The sequence below is a fragment of the Paraburkholderia humisilvae genome, from assembly GCF_902859855.1.
Taxonomy (GTDB): Bacteria; Pseudomonadota; Gammaproteobacteria; order Burkholderiales; family Burkholderiaceae; genus Paraburkholderia; species Paraburkholderia humisilvae.
The window spans coordinates 20974-37722 of the sequence record NZ_CADIKH010000003.1 but is presented as its reverse complement, the minus strand read 5'-3'; the positions used below and the strand labels follow the sequence as shown (position 1 = coordinate 37722).

Genomic DNA, 16749 nt, shown 5'->3' with positions numbered 1-16749 from the left:
TGCCGGATGAACCCAGGCGCCTCGCGTGGCGAGGCTTCGAAGTGCAGTACTTGCTAGTGAGGAACAGCGAATGACTACTCGAGAAATCGTGATCAGCAATCCGGTCAGAACCGCCATCGGCGCATTCGGCGGCACGCTGAAAGACGTGCCCGCGACCGAACTCGGCGCGATTACGGTGCGTGAGACGGTGCGCCGCAGCGGGTTCGATGCGAACAAGCTCAGCTCGGTCGTGATGGGTAATGTCGTGCAGGCCGGCAACAAGATGAACCCGGCGCGCCAGGCGGCGATCGGGGGCGGCGTGCCGGTTTCGGTGCCGTCGCAGACCGTGAATCGCGTGTGCGGTTCGGGCGTGCAGGCGATTGTATCGGCCGCGCAGGAAATCTGGCTCGGCTTCGGCGAGGTCGCGGTGGCGGGCGGGATGGAGAATATGGACCGCGCGCCGTTTCTGCTCGACAAAGGCCGCTGGGGTTACCGGATGGGCACCGCGCAGATTTATGACAGCGCATTGCACGACGGTCTCGTCGACGCGTTTTCGAACGAGCATTCCGGCTGGCATACCGAAGACCTGGCGACGAAGCTCGCGATCACGCGCGAAGCGCAGGATCGTTGGGCCGCGCGTTCGCATCAGCGTTTGGCGGCCGCGCAAAAGCGCGGTGCGTTCGAAGCGGAACTCGTGCCGGTCGAGGTGCAGGGCCGCAAGGAAACCCTCCGCTTTATTCAGGACGAACAGTTGCGTCCGGATACGACCGTCGAAACGCTCGCGAAGCTGCGGCCCGCGTTTCGCCGCGACGGCACGATTACCGCTGGCAATGCGCCGGGTCTGAATAGCGGCGCGGCGGCCATGCTGGTGGCGTCGCGTGCTTACGCGGACGCGAACGGCATCGAGCCGTACGCGCGGATCGTCGCGTACGGCGTCGCGGCGGTCGAGCCGGGTATGTTCGGTCTGGGTCCGGTGCCGGCGGTGCGCACGGCGGTCGAACGCGCGGGCTGGAAACTTGCTGACGTCGAGCGTTTCGAGATCAACGAGGCGTTTGCCGCGGTGCCGCTTGCGGTGATCCAGCAATTGGGCCTGGCGGAAGATGTCGTGAACGTCGAAGGCGGTGCGGTTGCACACGGCCATCCGATCGGTGCGACCGGGGCGATTCTGACCACCCGGCTGATTCATTCGATGCGGCGCGATGGGCTCAAGCGCGGTGTGGTGACGCTATGCATCGGCGGCGGCCAGGGCATCGCACTCGCGCTCGAAATCCTCTGACCGGTTCGGCGTGCGCGTCGTCGTGCGCGCAGACCCGTCAACCGGTGGACAAGCAGGCATGCAAGCGGCCCGCGGCCTATGCCGCGGGCCGTGCGCGTTTGGCGGCGTCGTGGGCGTCGCCACGCGTACACTTCCGTTGGGCGATCATCAATCGAAGGAATGACGATGCGAATTCTCGTCGTGGGCGCGGGCGCGCTCGGTGGATATTTTGGCGGACGTCTGATTCAGGCGGGCCGCGACGTCACGTTTCTGGTCCGCGCCGGGCGTGCCGAGGAACTGGAACGCTCAGGTCTGGTGATAAAAAGCCCGCATGGCAACGTGACGCTGCGCGACGTGCCGACGGTGGTCGCGAAGGGTATCCGCGCGCCGTATGACCTCGTGCTGCTCAGTTGCAAAGCGTACAACCTCGACGACGCGATCGAATCGTTCGCGCCCGCGGTCGGCCCGCAGACGATGGTGCTGCCGGTGCTGAACGGCATGCGTCATATCGACGTGCTGAAGGCAAAATTCGGCGCGGCGAACGTGGTGGGCGGCATCGGACTGATTTCCGCGACGCTTAACCGCAATCGCGAAATCGAGCATCTGAACGAGGCGCATGCGATTACCTACGGCGAGCTTGCTGGCGGGATATCCGAGCGCGTGCGGGAAATCGGGCGCACCTTCGAAGGCGCCGGCTTCGATTCACAGGCGGCTGACAATATCGTCCAGCAAATGTGGGACAAGTGGATATTTCTCGCGACGCTCGCCGCGAGCACGTGTCTGAACCGTGCGTCGATCGGCGACATGATGCGGGCGCCGGATGGCCGGCAGTTGATCGAAGGCCTGTTCGACGAGTGCCGGGCGGTCGCGCAGCACAACGGGTTTCCAATGAGCGACGGTGCGCAGACGCGTGCCCGCACGATGCTGTTCAAGGAAGGCTCGCCGTTGACCGCGTCGATGCTGCGCGACATCGAAAACCACTCGAAGATCGAAGCCGACCATATTCTTGGCGACATGATCGAACGCGGCGCCGATGCGCGGCATTCCGATGCCCCGCCGGCCGGCTTGCCGCTGTCGCTGCTGCGCGTCGCGTATACGCATCTGAAAGCCTATGAGGCACGCGAGGCACGCGGAAGCTGACATAGCACGCGGTTAACCTACCCATTCGACCGCGATTCGCCGAATCTTGCGTCGGTCGCGCCGCAGCCGGCGCAAGCGGAGCGCCGCCAGCCGCATCAAGTAGAATCGATCGCACGATAAGAAGCCTTGCGACAGGAGGTGAATCATGCCGAGTCCCCAAGGGTCGGTGGTGGCGCTCAGTTCTGCTTCGGCAACGGTGTTCTCGATCGGCATCGTGTTCCTCGGCTACTGGGGGATCAACGAACCGAGCGGCTGGACCGGTATTGACCGGGTCATCGCGGGACTCGCGCTGCTCGGGTTTGCGTTTCTCGGCCTCGTACCATGGATGGCCACCGCGCCGGTCGAGCCCGATACCAGCGACGCGAAAATACGCATCGCGCGTCGCATGTTCATTGCGGGGGTCGCCTTTATCTGGCTTGCGATCGTCGTGTCGGTGGTCGTCTAAACCCGCGTGCCGCACGCGCGCGCCGTTTTCCCGCTTGCTTATATGCTGCATTCGCCCTGCAATACGATGACAGATACATTGCGAACCGCGATCGTCTATACCGCGTATCTGATCGATCCGCACGCCTACCCAACCGGCAGCGCGGTGCCGCGCCTGATGTTCGGCGCCGCGGCCGGGCAGTGCGTGCTCGCCGTGCTGATGCTTGCGCGGCGCGTCCGACGCAGCGCGCTGTTCGGCATGCTGGCGTTCGTCAGCGCGCTGATTGTGCCGGTCGGTTTGTGGTTCGCCGGCACGCGTCATGCGAGCATCCTGACGACTGTGCCCGTGTGGCTCTTCTGCGCGCTGCAGTTCGCCGTCGTGGTCTATTGGCTGGCGACGCGGCATACCCGGGCCTGGGCGAACTTCGGGTTGTTCATTCTGTTTGCGGCGCCGTGCGTGAGTCTGCTGATTGCCGCGCATCTCGTCGATCCTTCTCGCCGGACTTACTGAGCCGGATGGACATCCATATCGCAGTCGAAGGCGGTCACGACCTTGCCGGCCAGATCTACCGGCAACTGCGGGCGGGCATCGTCGAAGGGCGGCTCGCGGGCGGCACGCGATTGCCGTCGACGCGCGATCTTGCCACGCAGCTCGGCGTGTCGCGCAAGACCACGCTCGATGTGTTCGAGCGGTTGCTGGCCGAAGGTTTTCTCTATGCGCGACCCGGCGCGGGCACCTACGTCGCCGAGGGGTTGCGCAGATTGCCCGCCGAACCTTCCGCGCATGCGCGCGCGGCGCAGCAGGCTCGCACGCCCGCGAAAGCGGGCGTGCGGCCTCTGCCGTTATGGGATGCCGCGCCGCTTCTGCCGCCGCTGGCGTGCGCGGAGGTGACCTACGACTTCGTCGGCGGCGTGACCGACAAGTCGCATTTTCCGTTCGACGTGTGGCGCCGCTGTGTGAATCACGCGCTGCGTGTGCAGGCGCGCGGCTCGGGCACGTACCGCGAGGCGGCCGGCGAACAGGAACTGCGGGTCGCGATATCACGCTATCTCGCGTTTAACCGGGCGGTCGACAGCAACTGGGAAGAGGTGATCGTCACGCAAGGCGCCCAGCAAGCGCTCGATCTGCTCGCGCGCGTCACGCTGCGTAGCGGCGATGTCGCCGTTGTCGAGGACCCGGGTTATCCGCCGGCCCGTGCGTGTTTCGCAGCGGCCGGCGCGAAGCTCGTGCCGGTGCCGGTCGACGGCGACGGCCTCGCGGTCGACAAGCTGCCGAACGACGCGCGGCTCGTCTATGTGACGCCTTCGCATCAGTTCCCGCTCGGTATGCCGATGAGTCTCGAGCGGCGCGTCGCCTTGCTCGAATGGGCGCAGGCGCGCGGCGCGGTGATCATCGAGGATGACTACGATTGCGAGTACCGCTTCGAAGGCCGGCCGATGGAGCCGCTCAAGAGCCTCGACCGCGCCGGGCTGGTCGCCTACGTCGGCACGTTTTCGAAGACGATGTTTCTTGACTTGCGAGTCGGCTATCTGGTGCCGCCCGCGTCGCTGACCCGAGCGCTTGCGAACGCTCGCCGGGTGACCGACTGGCACGGCTGCATGTTGACGCAGACCGCGCTCGCGCGGTTCATGCTGAACGGCGACTTCGCGAAGCATCTGAAACGGATGCACAAACTGTACGCGGCCCGGCGTGCACAACTGCTCGCGCATCTGCAAGGCGGTCTTGCGCACTGGTTCGAACCCATCGTGCCCGTGGCCGGCATTCACCTGGCGGCGCTGCTTAAGGCGCCGCTGACCGAGGCGGCCGTCGCCGAAGCGGCGCGTCGCGCATCGATCGCGCTGTACGGCATCGCGCCGTTCCAGCTTGGCGCTCGCTCGCGGCAAGGCTTCGTGTTCGGGTACGGCAGCATCGAGGCTGGTCAGATCGACGCGGCGTTGACCGCACTCGAGCGGTTGCTGCCGGCGCTCGACGATGGGTCCGCCGGTCGTGCCGCCCACCATCGGGTGACGCAGACGCCCAGGTCCAAAAGGTGATGTACAGGTACCTACAAAATGCGACGTGGTGACTTTTAACCCGTAAAACAAGCGTCAAAATGTGTCGTGTAGTCTGCGGCACGCAACAAAACAGCCCGTCGACGCATAAAAGATTCGCGCGAAATGCCTTAGCGCTTGTAGAATCCCGCGTGAAGCGCGCACATGTCGTGTGTGCTTCGTGGCTCACTGACCAACAACAGGTAGGAGAAACATGCCGACTTCCGCAAAGAAGGTTGCCAAGAAGGCGACCACCGCAGCGACCAAGAAAGCCGCTGCAACGAAGGCTCCCGCGAAGAAAGCCGCGGCTAAGAAGGTCGCCGTGAAGGCGTCCGGCGCATCGTCGCCGATCAAGGACACCTTCACGAAGGCCTCGCTGGCTGCACACGTCGCAGAGCGTTCCGGTGTCGAACCGAAGTCCGCCAAGGCTGTTCTGGCTGCCCTCGAAGACACGATCCTCGGCTCGGTCCACAAGAAGGGCGCTGGCGAGTTCACGCTGTCGGGTCTTCTGAAGATCGTCGTGCAAGCGGTTCCGGCGAAGAAGAAGCGCTTCGGCAAGGACCCGTTCACGGGTGAGGAGCGCTGGTTCCCGGCTAAGCCGGCTTCCGTGCGCGTCAAGGCACGTGCGCTGAAGAAGCTGAAGGACGCAGCTTCGGCCTAAGCGGTCGTGCCGCATGGTTGCTCGCCGCCGTCTTCGGGCGGCGGTGAGATGTCATGCTGATCTCTCCGCAAAAGCCGCGCATCAGGCCACATCGGCAGTCGCCGAATTTGCAGCAACATTTCAAATCCCCGCGAAAGAACACTCGCGGGGATTTTTTATTCCAACGCCAGATTGATCGAGCGAGACTTCGGCTTAACCCGCTGCGCCGTCTCCACTCACATTGTTCGTTCCGTCGGATTCCCTAACTCGGTTCGCCGCTGCATCGAACTGGTTTCTCGTGCGCTACCGCGCGCACCTCGCTAGCGCATTGCCGTGCTGCGCAGTACGATCGGATCAAGCCGTTCGCCGCCGCGCTCGACCCGCAAACCGGTTCTGATCCGCTTTCGTGACGCTTCGCGGTGCGATGCGCGTTCGCAGTGCATACGGATGTGCGTGTGGCCGTGCCCATCAACCCGATGCCGTACGCGACGCCAATGGCATAACGCTTGCTTGAACCTGACAGACACCGAATGCGCAGCGCATTCGCCTTCTATCCGACAAAAAGAGCGGGGCGTGACATGCGATGCTATGACGAGATGCGTCAACTCGACGATGCCGTGCGGCCGCACTACGCACGCTTCGCGAAATGGTTGGCGCAACAGGGCGGCGAAGCGATCGCGCGCAAGCGCGCGGAGGCGGATCTGCTGTTCCGGCGTGTCGGCATCACATTCGCGGTCAACGGGGATCTGTCCGGCACTGAGCGGCTGATTCCGTTCGATCTGATTCCGCGCATCATTCCGCGCGACGAGTGGCGCACCCTTGAAGACGGCCTGCGCCAACGGGTGCGGGCGCTCAATCTGTTTATCCACGACGTCTATCACGAGCGCAATATCGTACGCGCCGGCGTCGTGCCGGCGGGGCAGGTCTATACGAACGCACAGTACCGTCCGGAGATGCAGGGCGTCGACGTGCCGCTCGGTATCTACGCGCATATTGCCGGTGTCGACGTCGTGCGCGCCGGGATGGACGGCGAGTTCTACGTGCTCGAGGACAATCTGCGCGTTCCGTCCGGTGTGTCGTACATGCTGGAAAACCGCAAGATGATGATGCGGCTTTTCCCGGAGCTGTTCGTGCAGAACCGCATTGCGCCGGTCGCGCATTATCCCGATCTGCTGCTCGATATGCTGCGCTCGGTCGCGCCGGCCGGCGTCGACGATCCGGTGGTGGTCGTGCTGACGCCGGGCATGTACAACTCCGCATACTTCGAACATACGTTCCTCGCTCAGCAGATGGGCGTGGAACTGGTCGAAGGGAAGGATCTCTTCGTCGACGATAACTACGTGTTCATGCGCACGACGCAGGGGCCGCGGCGCGTCGATGTGATTTACCGCCGTGTCGACGACGACTTTCTCGATCCGCTCGCGTTCCGCCCGGATTCGGCGCTCGGCGTGCCGGGCCTATTGACCGCCTATCGCGCCGGCCGTGTTTCGCTCGCGAATGCGATGGGCACCGGCATTGCCGACGACAAATCGATCTATCCGTACGTGCCGGAGATGATCGAGTTTTACCTCGGCGAAAAGCCGATTCTCAACAACGTGCCGACTTACCAATGCCGCAAGCCGGACGATCTCGCTTACACGCTTGCGCATTTGCCCGAACTCGTCGTGAAAGAAGTGCACGGCGCGGGCGGCTACGGGATGCTGGTCGGTCCGGCCGCGACGGCCGCCGAGATCGAAGCGTTCCGCGCGCGTCTGATCGCGCGGCCGGCCGGCTATATCGCGCAGCCGACCCTCGCGCTGTCCGCCTGCCCGACCTTCGTCGAAGCGGGCATTGCGCCGCGCCATATCGATTTGCGGCCATTCGTGCTGTCCGGCAAGACCGTTACGATGGTTGCGGGTGGCCTCACGCGCGTCGCGCTGCAGCAGGGGTCGCTCGTCGTCAATTCGTCGCAGGGAGGAGGGACGAAAGACACCTGGATGGTCGACTGAGCGCGTTTGCCGCGCATCAGTCTGCCGCCGCGGCGGGCAACTGCAGCCCGCCGGCGCGCGTGGGTCGTCACGGGTGACCACGCGCCGCGCCGTTCTTATCCCGTGCCGATCGACAACGGAAAGCCATCATGCTGAGCCGCACCGCCGACCACCTGTTCTGGATGGCCCGCTATATGGAACGCGCGGAGAACACCGCGCGCATGCTCGACATCAACCTGAAAGCGCAGTTGCTGCCGCAAACGGCCGAACAGGAGGCGCGCGCGCAGCGAGCGGTGCTGCGCATCTCCGAGCTCGAAGACGCGTTCGGGCAGCGCCACGCGGAGCCGACGCGCGAGAACGTGCTCGATTTCATGGTGGCCGACCAGGCCAATCCGTCGAGTATTCAGTCGTGTCTGCACGCGGCGCGCGAAAACGCGCGCGCGGTGCGCGGGACGCTGACGACCGAATGGTGGGAGACGATCAACGACACCTGGCTCGAATTCAACGAACGGACCGCGGCCGGGCAGCTGACCAGCCATCCGGTCGCGCTGTTCGAATGGGTGAAATTCCGCTCGCACCTGTCGCGCGGCGTGACGCTCGGCACCGCGCTGCAGGACGACGCGTTTTTCTTCACCCAGTTGGGCACATTTCTCGAGCGTGCGGACAACACCGCACGGATCCTCGACGTCCGCTTTGCCGACGCGGCGCCCAATTCCCGCGACGCGGCGCGGCAGCTCGAAGACTTCTATTACTGGACCTCGATTCTGAGTTCGGTGTCCGCGCTGGAGATATACCGCAAGGTGTATCGCGACGTCGTGACGCCGGCGCGGGTCGTCGAGCTGATGATCCTTAATTCGCAGATGCCGCGTTCGCTGCTCGCGTCGCTCGACGGCGTGTGCGCGAATCTCGCGATGCTGCGCACGCAGGGCTCGAACCAGTGCGAACGCTTTGCCGGCAAGCTGCGCGCGGAGCTGCTGTACGCCGATATCCGGCAGATCTTCGAAGCGGGCCTGCATGCATGGCTCACGCAGTTCCTTGCGCGCGTGTTCGAACTTGGCAACATGGTCGCCCGCACCTATCTGTTGTTGCCGGTGGCCTGACGGAGTGCCCCTATGTTTATGACGATCCGCCACGACACGGTCTATCGCTACGATGCGACGGTCCACTATTCCATCCAGCAGTTACGCCTGACGCCGGTCAGCGGCGCGTCGCAGACCGTGCGGCGCTGGTTGCTCGATGCGCCCGGCAAGCTCGACTCGACATTCGACGCCTATGGCAACGTGCTGCATACGCTCGTGCTGAACCGGCCGCACGACGAGATTCGCGTGCATGTGTCGGGCGAAGTCGACACGATGACGCTCATCGACGGACGTCTGAACGACGCCGCCGGTCCGATTCCGCTCGAGCACTATACGTGCGCGACCCGCTTGACCGACACCGATCCGGCGATTTGCGAGCTCGCGCATTCGGTGCCGCCACTCGATTCACCGGCCGCGCTGATCGCGCTCGCCGAACGGATTATCGAGCGCGTGCCGTTCGAGGCCGGCGTGACCGCGGTCACGAGCACTGCGGCGCAGGCGCTCGCGCTCGGCCGCGGCGTTTGCCAGGACCATACGCATCTGATGCTCGCCTGCTGCCGTGCGCGCGGCGTACCGGCGCGCTACGTGAGCGGCTATATCGAGCACGGCGACGTCGATGATGCCGCGAGCCACGCGTGGGTGGATGTGTGGCTGGCCGGTATCGGTTGGGTATCGGTCGACGTCACGCACGCGGCTTTCGCCACGGATGTTTATTGCCGGCTCGCGGCGGCGCGCGATTACGAAGCGGCGTCGCCGGTGCGCGGGCGGCGCATCGGTGGCCTCGGCGAGCGCCTCGACGTCACGGTGTCGGTCAGCGCGCAGGAACTGTCGCCGCAATAACAACGAACGCGAACGCGTGCCGCTGGCCGCATCATGGCCCGGTGGCGCGCGGCACGCTTAAAATGGCGGCGTCCGGTCGCCTCCAAGGGTTTGTCATGACGTATTGCGTCGCACTGAGCGTCGATGAAGGGCTGGTGTTTCTGGCGGACACGCGTACCAACGCCGGCGTCGACCATGTCAGCACGGCGCGCAAGATGTCCGTGTTCGAGCAGCCGGGCGAGCGCGTGCTGGTGCTGCTCGCCGCGGGCAATCTGTCGCTGACGCAGGCCGTGCTGCGCGAATTGTCCGAACCGGCCGACCCGCGGGAACCGACGCTGTGGAGCGTGCGGACGATGCCCGATGCGGCGCGCGTGGTCGGCCGCGCGGTGCGCAACGTCCATCGGCGCGAAGCACAGGCGCTGGAGGATTTCGGCGTCGAATTCAATTGCAGCTTTATCCTTGGCGGACAGATCGCGCAGGCCGCCACCGATGACGATTCGCAGACGGCGCCGCCATGTTCACGCCTGTTCATGATCTACGCGGCCGGCAATTTCATCGAGGCGTCGAGCGTCAACCCATACTTCCAGATCGGCGAATCGAAGTACGGCAAGCCGATTATCGACCGCGTGCTGGTGCCGCAAACGCCGCTCGACGAAGCGGCCAAATGCGCATTGATCTCGATGGATTCGACGCTGCGCTCGAACCTGTCGGTCGGTTTGCCGCTCGATCTGCTGGTGTATCAGAAGGACACGCTGCGCGTCACGCGCTTCGTGACGATCACGCACGATAATGCGTACTACCAGATGATTCACCGCACATGGGGTGAACGGCTGCGCCAGGTATTCGGCGAGATTCCGGACCCGGACTGGCAGGATGCGGCAGCCATTCCGCACGTCGATCAGGAGGGCGAGCGGGTGCTGTTTCGTGCGCCGGCGAGTGCGGCGGCGCATGGCGCGATCGACACGCGGCCCGCACAGACGCTGGCGCAGGCAGACAAGCCGAAAGCGCCGCGCTGAAGCGGCGAGCGCGGCGTTCTTCACGCGTCATCCCGCCGCGTGCCGGCTCCCGCATCGACTGACCCCATCGACACCCACCGCCCAAAGAAAAAAGCCAGCCTGCGGCTTGCGCCTCAGACTGGCTTCGAAACGCAGCATTGAACTTCAGCTGCGCAGCTTGTTGTTGCTTATTAGAACTTGTGACGGATACCGATGCTGACCATGGCTTGCGTGTCCGAACCCGACTGGAAGCCATACGAACCGACCGATGCCGTTGCGTCGGCCGTCTCGGTCGCGCTGATACGCTGCGTGCCGCCGGCGTGTTGCCATGCGCCGATCAGGTACAGGTCGGTGCGCTTCGACAGCGAGTAGTCCGCGCCAGCCGACACCTGATGGTAGTTCGCCGACACGTCGCCCGATTCGTGCGTCCAGATATAGCCGAGGCCCAGCAGCAGGGCCGGCGACATCTGGTAACCGACGTAACCGCCGACCACGTTGAACTTGGCCTGTTCGGCGAACGCCGAGAAGCCATCCGGCTTGTACTGCGCGAAGCTGTAGCGCGCGTTGAACGTGAACGGACCTGCGACGTACTGGGCCGCTGCCGACGAGATGCTGATCGACTTCGCCGAAGCGTACGCGCTGTTGATCGTCGAGCCGTCAAACGTTGCGTCCGACGTTGCGTTCGTGCTCCAACCCGGCGTGACGGCCGGGGTCGTGCCCGTCGCCGGAGCGCCGCCACGTGCCGCGAAGCCGTTCGCGTTGTCCATGCGGATGTAGCCTGCGGCGACGCTGAACGGACCGACGCCGTACGTCGCGGCACCCGACCACGTCTGGCCCGAACCCGTCGTGCCAGCCACGCCGCCGAACGCGTACATGCCTTCGAACTGGAAGCCGCTCCACACCGGCGACACGTACTTGACCGCGTTGTTCGTACGCGAGCTGTTGTCGTTGTTGTCGACGTCGCCCGGCGTGGTGAACGTGCTGCCGAAGAAGTTATCAGCCGTGAGCGGCTGGACCATATCGACCAGCGGGTCGTACTGGCGGCCCAACGTGACCGTGCCGTACTGATCCTGCGTCAAGCCGACATACGCTTGACGGCCGAACAGGCGGCCGCCCTGGCCCAGCTTGCCGTTGTTCGGGTCAAAGCCGTTTTCCAACTGGAAGATCGCCTTCAGGCCACCGCCGAGGTCTTCAGTACCTTTCAAACCCCAACGGCTACCTTGCATGTTGCCGGATTGCAGGTGGTAAAGGTTGTCGTTCGCCGGGTTAGCGTTGTGCACCCATTGGAACGCGTCGTCGATCAAGCCATACAGGGTCACGCTGCTCTGGGCGTGCGCCGCGCTGGCAGCACCTAGAAGAGCCAACGAGAGGGTAGACAGTGCGATTCGTTTCATCCAAATCTCCACGCAGATGATTGTTTAGTTGTTGCGAAACGGAGAATAACGCAGGGGGTGGATGCACAAGAAACGAAAAAAATAAAGGTGTATCGAAAATGTGACAGGTGACGGAAACCCTTGTATCACAAGCCTATCCGTGATTATTGCGATTACGACAATGTTTTATCCTCTAACTAGCATTATTGTTGATTTGGCGGCCCACATCCGCTGAGAATTGCATAACACACTGTTTTATGACAGTTATTTGTAATGTAGTTGTCTAGGCGAAAGGGCTGTATGCGGCGCGGAAGTAAGCATTCTGTTCACTTGCTTTCGACGTCGGAAGGCTGGACAACAGCGCTCAAATGTGGTGCGGCGCGTCTGCGCCGGCACCGTGGGTGCCGAATCGGGCCATCCCGGCGGGGACATTCCTCGCGCGGCAGCAGGTGCGCCGTGCGCTCAGTGCTCGCCGCCATGGCGGCCAGCGAGCGCGGCCACGAGGATCGCCGTGCCTGCCGCGAACAGCACCGAGGTCCATGGGTGGCGCCGCACGTAGCGGTCCGCGGCGACCGCGGTACGACCGGCCTGTACGAGGGTTGTTGCCGCCGCAAGCGTTGCGCGGGTTTCGGCATCCATGACTGAGCGGCCCATGCGGGCCGCTTTGCGGAACACGGGGCGCCGTCGCGCGTCGCCACCGCTTGCAGCGGCAGCCGATTCGGCGCGCCGCTGCGCGTCGGCGGTTCCCGTCGCAGGCTGGCCACGCGTAACTTTGGAGCCGCGCGTGGGATTCACACCCGCGGTCGGCGCGGCGAGCACCGACGCGATCATCGCCCGGCTGCCCGGCGGAGTCTGCTGCAGAAACGCCCATGCGCCGCGCGGGTCGTGCAGCCGGCCGCGCGCCGCCGAGAATTCCGCGCCGAGCAGCAGCACGAGCGCCGAGAAGTACAGCCACATCAGCAATACGGCGAGTGAGCCCGCCGCGCCAAACGAATTCGCCATGCCCGCATGCGCGAGATACAGCGCGAACAGCTTCTTGCCCGCGGAAAACAGCAACGCCGCCACGAAGCCGCCCACCAGCGCATCGCGCCAGCGCACCGGCGCGTCGGGCAGAAACTTTAGCAGTCCGGCAAATGACAGCGACAGTACCAGCAGCCCCACCGCCAGTTGCAGCAGGTTGCCGAGCACGATGTAGGGTGAATCGCCCCACAGCCAGTTGCCGACGAACGTGATCGTCGCATCGAGTACGAGCGATACGATCAGCAGGAACGCAACGCCCAGCACGAGGCTGAACGAGATCAGCCTGACCCGTACGAGCGCCATCATGCTCGATGTGCGCGGCCCGCTGGCCGGCCAGACAATATTGAGCGCACTGTTCAGTGACGCAAAGGTTGCAGACGCACCGATCGCAAGCATGGCGAACGAGATGACCGCTGCTGCGCCGCCCGCGCTGCCGCTGCGGTGCGCGTTCTGTACGATTGTCGTGATTGCCGCGGCCGCGTCGTTGCCGAGCACGTTATGCACCTCGCGATACAACTCGCCGCGCGCGGCTTCACCGCCGAGAAACCAACCCGCGACGGCGATCACCATCACGAGCGTTGGCGCAAGCGAGAACGCCGCATAGAACGCGATGCTCGCGGCCATCGCCGGACAGCGGTTTTCGATGAACTGCCGGAACGCACCGACGGCCCAGGACGCCTGCATCCGGGCTGCATGATGCAGCTTGTCGGCGGAGAAAGATTCGAGTTCCATGGCGATCCTCCGTACCGGAAGACACGGGATGAGTGGCGGCGCGCTGCGGCGATCGCGCGGCGCCCGCTGTCCGCCGATACCGGCGCAAGTGCTATGCCTGTTGCTGCGGCGCGCTATGTGTATCAGATTAAACCGTGTTTTCCCGCACTTTTATCCATTTAAACAGAGCGAAATAAACGACTTATACTTTTTGATACCCCACAGCCGAACGCGAGGGCTTCCATGCTACAGATGTCCCGGCGTCAGTTCCTGAAGGTGAGTGCCACCACATTGGCAGGGTCGAGCCTGGCGTTGCTCGGCTATTCGCCGGATGTCGCGCTTGCCGAAGTGCGGCAGTACAAGCTGTCGCGTGCCACCGAAACCCGCAATACCTGCCCGTACTGCTCAGTGGGCTGCGGCATCCTGATGTACGGCCTCGGCGACGGCGCAAAGAACGCCACCGCGAGCATTTTTCATATCGAAGGCGATCCGGACCATCCGGTCAATCGCGGCACGCTGTGTCCGAAGGGCGCGAGCCTGCTCGATTTCATCCATAGCGAAAGCCGCTTGCAGATTCCGGAGTACCGACCGGCCGGCGCGAAAGACTGGCAGCCGATCTCATGGAATGATGCGCTCGACCGTATCGCGAAACTGATGAAAGACGATCGCGATGCGAATTTCATCGAGACCACCGCGGATGGCAAAAAGGTGAACCGCTGGCTGACTACCGGCATGCTCGCCGCATCCGCGAGCAGTAATGAGGTTGGCTATCTGACGCACAAGGTGATCCGCGCGACCGGGATGCTGGCGTTCGACAACCAGGCGCGTGTCTGACACGGCCCGACGGTGGCAGGTCTTGCCCCGACGTTTGGCCGCGGCGCGATGACGAATCATTGGGTCGACATCCGGAACGCGGACGTGATACTGGTGATGGGCGGCGATTCGGCCGAGGCGCACCCGTGCGGGTTCAAATGGGTCACCGAGGCGAAGGCGCATCGAGGCGCGAAACTGATCGTCGTCGATCCGCGCTTTAACCGCACGGCGTCGGTGGCGGACTTTTATGCGCCGATTCGAACCGGGACCGACATCGCGTTTCTTGGTGGGGTGATCAACTATCTGCTGACCCACGACACAATCCAGCACGAATACGTGAAGAACTACACCGACTTCACGTTCCTCGTACGCGAGGACTTTGCGTTCAACGACGGCATCTACTCCGGCTTCGACACGAAAAACAGCAAGTACACGGACAAAACATCGTGGAACTATGAGCTCGGCGATGATGGTTTTGTGAAGACCGATGCGACGTTGCAGAACCCTCGTTGCGTGTACAACCTGATGAAGCAGCACTACTCGCGCTATACCCCCGAGATGGTCGAAAAGGTATGCGGTACGCCCAAGGACAAGTTTCTAAAGGTCTGCGAAATGCTCGCGACGTGCGCCGCACCGAACCGTGCCTGCACGATCCTGTATGCGCTTGGCTGGACGCAGCACTCGATCGGCTCGCAGATGATCCGCTGTGGCGCGATGGTGCAATTGCTGCTTGGCAACATCGGCGTCGCGGGTGGCGGGATGAATGCGTTGCGTGGTCACTCGAACATCCAGGGGCTGACCGATCTCGGCTTGATGTCGAACCTGCTGACCGGCTATATGACATTGCCTAACGAAGGCGAGCAGGACTTCGACGGCTACATCAAGCAGCGCGCGTCACAGCCGTTGCGGCCCAATCAGCTGAGCTACTGGAGGAATTACAAGGCGTTCTTCGTCAGCATGATGAAGTCGTGGTACGGCGATGCGGCAAGCGCCGACAATAACTGGGGCTACGACTATCTGCCGAAGCTCGACAAGCCGTACGACATGCTGCAGATCTACGAGCTGATGGTGCAAGGCAAGGTCAATGGCTATCTCGCGCAGGGGTTCAATCCGCTTGCGTCGGCGCCGAACAAGGCGAAGATGACCGCGGCGCTGTCGAAACTGAAGTGGCTTGTGATCATGGATCCGCTCGCGACGGAGACGTCCGAGTTCTGGAAAAACTACGGCGAATACAACGATGTCGATTCGTCGCAGATCCAGACTGAGGTGTTCCGGCTGCCGACCACCTGCTTTGCGGAAGAACGCGGGTCGCTCGTCAGCTCGTCGCGCGTACTGCAATGGCACTGGCAAGGCGTGCTGCCGCCAGGCGATGCGAGGAGCGACCTCGAAATCATGTCCGGCATCTTTTTGCGGATGCGCGCGATGTATCAGAAGGACGGCGGCAAGTATCCTGAGCCGCTGCTCAAGCTGAGCTGGCCGTATGCGCATCCCGGTAGCCCGACGCCGGAAGAGATCGCGATGGAGTTCAACGGCAAGGCGCTCGCGGACGTGACCGACCCGAAGGATTCGACCAAGGTGCTCGCGAAGGCCGGCGAACAGTTGCCGGGCTTCGCGATGCTGCGCGATGACGGCTCGACTTCAAGCGGCTGCTGGATTTTCTGCGGCGCGTGGACGCAGGCGGGCAACCAGATGGGGCGGCGCGACAACGCGGATCCGACCGGCATCGGCCAGTCGCTGAACTGGGCGTGGGCGTGGCCGGCGAACCGCCGCGTACTGTACAACCGCGCATCGTGCGACCCGAACGGCAAGCCGTTCGATCCGTCGCGCAAGCTGATTGCATGGAATGGCAACGCATGGAGCGGCCCGGACGTTCCCGACTTCAAGCTGGACGAGAACCCGGACGGCGGTATGGGGCCGTTCATCATGAACCCGGAGGGCGTCGCGCGCTTCTTCGCGCGTGACATGATGAACGAAGGGCCGTTCCCCGAGCACTACGAACCGTTCGAAACGCCGCTCGGGTATAACCCGTTCCACCCGCAAAACCCACTCGCGACGAATAACCCGGGTGCGCGGGTATTCCCTGACGACCGCGCGGCATTCGGCAAGGTGTCCGCTTTCCCGCACGTTGCGACCACCTATCGGATCACGGAGCATTTCCACTTCTGGACCAAGCACGCGCGCCTGAATGCGATCATCCAGCCGCAACAGTTCGTCGAAATCGGCGAAGACCTTGCGAAGGAGGTCGGTGTTGTCGCAGGTGATCGTGTCAGGGTGTCGAGCAATCGCGGCCATATTGTGGCGGTGGCGGTCGTGACCAAGCGGATCAAGCCGCTGATGGTCGACGGCAAGAAGATTCAGACCGTCGGTATTCCGCTGCATTGGGGGTTTAAAGGCTTGGCCAGACCCGGTTATCTGACGAATACGCTGACGCCGTTCGTCGGTGACGCCAATACGCAGACGCCGGAATTCAAGTCGTTTCTCGTGAAAGTCGAGAAGGCATAGGG

The 16749-nt window shown here is 63.6% G+C and carries 13 protein-coding genes; 11 read left to right on the top strand and 2 right to left on the bottom strand.

All coding sequences use genetic code 11. The features are described 5' to 3' along the window. Window positions 1-70 precede the first annotated feature (70 nt). The 10 genes from HV796_RS03405 (at window position 71) to HV796_RS03360 (ending at window position 10349) form a co-directional block, all read left to right on the top strand. Complete coding sequence (locus HV796_RS03405; protein WP_175225057.1) at window positions 71-1255, top strand: thiolase family protein; 1185 nt, start codon at window positions 71-73, stop codon at window positions 1253-1255. Between the two features lie 165 nt (window positions 1256-1420). Beyond that, window positions 1421-2374: a 2-dehydropantoate 2-reductase gene (gene panE, locus HV796_RS03400; RefSeq protein ID WP_175225056.1), complete on the top strand. Its 954-nt coding sequence runs from the start codon at window positions 1421-1423 to the stop codon at window positions 2372-2374. 145 nt (window positions 2375-2519) lie between these two features. Further along, window positions 2520-2819 carry a hypothetical protein gene (locus HV796_RS03395; protein ID WP_175225055.1) on the top strand — a complete coding sequence of 100 codons (300 nt, stop codon included), beginning with the start codon at window positions 2520-2522 and terminating at the stop codon, window positions 2817-2819. A gap of 66 nt (window positions 2820-2885) precedes the next feature. Beyond that, window positions 2886-3308 carry a hypothetical protein gene (locus tag HV796_RS03390; RefSeq protein WP_175225054.1) on the top strand — a complete coding sequence of 141 codons (423 nt, stop codon included), beginning with the start codon at window positions 2886-2888 and terminating at the stop codon, window positions 3306-3308. Window positions 3309-3313: 5 nt separating this feature from the next. Beyond that, on the top strand, window positions 3314-4831 hold the full coding sequence (gene pdxR, locus HV796_RS03385) for a MocR-like pyridoxine biosynthesis transcription factor PdxR (RefSeq protein ID WP_175225053.1): 1518 nt from the start codon (window positions 3314-3316) through the stop codon (window positions 4829-4831). A 211-nt stretch (window positions 4832-5042) separates the two neighbouring features. Further along, complete coding sequence (locus HV796_RS03380) at window positions 5043-5489, top strand: HU family DNA-binding protein (RefSeq protein WP_175225052.1); 447 nt, start codon at window positions 5043-5045, stop codon at window positions 5487-5489. Window positions 5490-6046: 557 nt separating this feature from the next. After that, window positions 6047-7456, top strand: a complete 1410-nt coding sequence (locus HV796_RS03375) for a circularly permuted type 2 ATP-grasp protein (RefSeq protein WP_175225051.1) — start codon at window positions 6047-6049, stop codon at window positions 7454-7456. 128 nt (window positions 7457-7584) lie between these two features. Further along, a complete protein-coding gene (locus tag HV796_RS03370) occupies window positions 7585-8535 on the top strand; it encodes an alpha-E domain-containing protein (RefSeq protein WP_175225050.1) in 951 nt (316 codons plus the stop codon). Between the two features lie 12 nt (window positions 8536-8547). After that, on the top strand, window positions 8548-9354 hold the full coding sequence (locus HV796_RS03365; RefSeq protein WP_175225049.1) for a transglutaminase family protein: 807 nt from the start codon (window positions 8548-8550) through the stop codon (window positions 9352-9354). A gap of 95 nt (window positions 9355-9449) precedes the next feature. Further along, window positions 9450-10349 carry a proteasome-type protease gene (locus tag HV796_RS03360; protein ID WP_175225048.1) on the top strand — a complete coding sequence of 300 codons (900 nt, stop codon included), beginning with the start codon at window positions 9450-9452 and terminating at the stop codon, window positions 10347-10349. Window positions 10350-10519: 170 nt separating this feature from the next. Here the strand turns inward: HV796_RS03360 and HV796_RS03355 are convergent, their stop codons facing one another. Together HV796_RS03355 and HV796_RS03350 are read right to left on the bottom strand one after the other, a co-directional pair. After that, window positions 10520-11722 (bottom strand): porin, encoded by a 1203-nt coding sequence (locus HV796_RS03355; protein WP_175225047.1) that lies wholly within the window; start codon window positions 11720-11722, stop codon window positions 10520-10522. A 441-nt stretch (window positions 11723-12163) separates the two neighbouring features. Next, window positions 12164-13453 (bottom strand): YhjD/YihY/BrkB family envelope integrity protein, encoded by a 1290-nt coding sequence (locus tag HV796_RS03350; protein ID WP_175225046.1) that lies wholly within the window; start codon window positions 13451-13453, stop codon window positions 12164-12166. 222 nt (window positions 13454-13675) lie between these two features. Here HV796_RS03350 and fdnG point away from each other — a divergent pair, with 222 nt between their 5' ends. Further along, window positions 13676-16747, top strand: coding sequence for a formate dehydrogenase-N subunit alpha (fdnG, locus tag HV796_RS03345; RefSeq protein WP_175225045.1), 3072 nt, complete (start codon window positions 13676-13678; stop codon window positions 16745-16747). The last annotated feature ends 2 nt before the right edge of the window (window positions 16748-16749 follow it).